General features: G+C 64.0%; 1 protein-coding gene. It reads right to left on the bottom strand.

Features of this window, described 5'->3' with window-relative positions:
* Positions 1-156 precede the first annotated feature (156 nt).
* The gene (locus OS914_RS17960) at positions 157-1,464 is read right to left on the bottom strand and encodes a helix-turn-helix transcriptional regulator (protein ID WP_267547420.1); all 1,308 of its coding nucleotides are present in this window, start codon (positions 1,462-1,464) and stop codon (positions 157-159) included.
* Between the last annotated feature and the right edge of the window lie 116 nt (positions 1,465-1,580).

Below are 1,580 nucleotides of genomic sequence, written 5' to 3'. Positions count from 1 at the left end.
CGATGGCAAAGCGTCCGGCTGCCGTCAGCGGCCTCAATAGCTACACGGCTGCCTCGCCAACGGACTTCGCCAGCAGAAGGCAATCAGCGTCAGTAAATCGGCGATGTCCGATAACGGCCTCGCGGCATCGGACGGTGACGTCGGGTCGTTGCAGTCTCACCGGAGTCCGTGGTTATGTGCCAGGGCGATGGCCTCGGTGCGGGAGCTGACGGCGAGTTTTTTGAAGAGGTTCCGCACATGGAACTTGACCGTGTTCTCACTGATACCCAGCGTTGAGGCGATGGTGCGGTTACGTTGTCCGGCGGCAAGGTGCTGGAGCACCTCGAGTTCCCGGGCGGCAAGATTCCACCCGGCGACGTCCCCAGCCGGGCGTGCCGGCGCGTCCAGGGGGAGTGTGACGAGAACGTCTGCACCCCAGCCCGGCATGACGTCGATCTGCAGGTGTCCGGCGAGCGCCTGGACCCGACGGTCCAGACGGCCGATGCTCGGGGCGTCGGTGGCGAGTGTGCCGCCGCCGTCGTCGCGCACGTTGATCAGCAGGTTTTCGCCGTCGCAGTCCCACTGTGTCCGGACTCTGCTGACGTCGGGTTGTTCCATCATGGCCAGCACCAGTCCGCGGACGACGGCCCGTGCCGCGTGGGCAACTTCGCCGGGCAGGGCCCTTCCATTTAGGGGCGGCTTGATGAACTCGACCTCAATGCCGCTGAATTTCGTAAGCGGTCGGAGGTCCTCCCGCAGGCGTTCGAAGGCTGTGGCGACTGGCTCTTCCACCAGGTCCGTCGTGCGGTCGCTGAGGGTGCGGAGCCGGACCAGGGCCTTAGCGGTGAGGTCAGTGACAGTTGAGCGGGCTGTTGCATGGTCCAAGGACGTTGAGCGCAGGGCTGCTAGGAGGGTCTCCAAGGTCGTGGAGTGCAGATCGGTCAGTTCCGCCGTCACGCGGACGCGTTCAGCTGAAGCCGCCCGCGATTCCAGCAGGTACGACGGCGGCGCGTCGGCCACTTTCTCCTGGATCCGCCGGGCAACGATGCCCCACAGATACGTCACTAGGTCCAGCCAGGCCTCGTGTCCTGGATCGGCAGGGTGTGGATCTGTGAGGACGAGGAGGGCATTGCTGGGGGAGTGTTTGAGGGCGAGTACGGGCCGGGGCCGGCCGGCGAGCTCGGTTTCCCCGAACCAGGGTGTCTGATCTGGTAGGGCAGCGCGAAGCGTGTCAAGCTCGGCGATGGAGACTCGGGAAATGATTTCTTCCTCGCCAGCCTTCTTCTGCGGCCGCCCCGTGCAGTCTTCGGTGAAGATGACCAGCGCGCTGCTTCCCAGATGGGGGAGCGTGGCATCACGTAGCCGCTCCGCTATCTGGGTCAGGGGGGCGTCTGCCAATGCTGCCACGGTCTGCAAAAGCGGCCACGACAGCTCTGGAACGGTCACGGTGGATTCTTTCAGGGGCGGGTCGGTAGTTGCGGTCATCTGGGTAGTCTATCGGGGTGGGCGTGTCTTGGCAGTCCTTTAGTGTAGGTAGAACCGTCAGAAAACAGTGTTACCCCTACCCGTTTGTTTCGAGACGATGGATATCAGCCAGAAAG

Source organism: Arthrobacter endolithicus (assembly GCF_026627425.1).
Taxonomy (GTDB): Bacteria; Actinomycetota; Actinomycetes; order Actinomycetales; family Micrococcaceae; genus Arthrobacter_M.
Note: the sequence above shows the minus strand (reverse complement) of the source record. Positions and strands in the feature narration are given on the sequence as shown.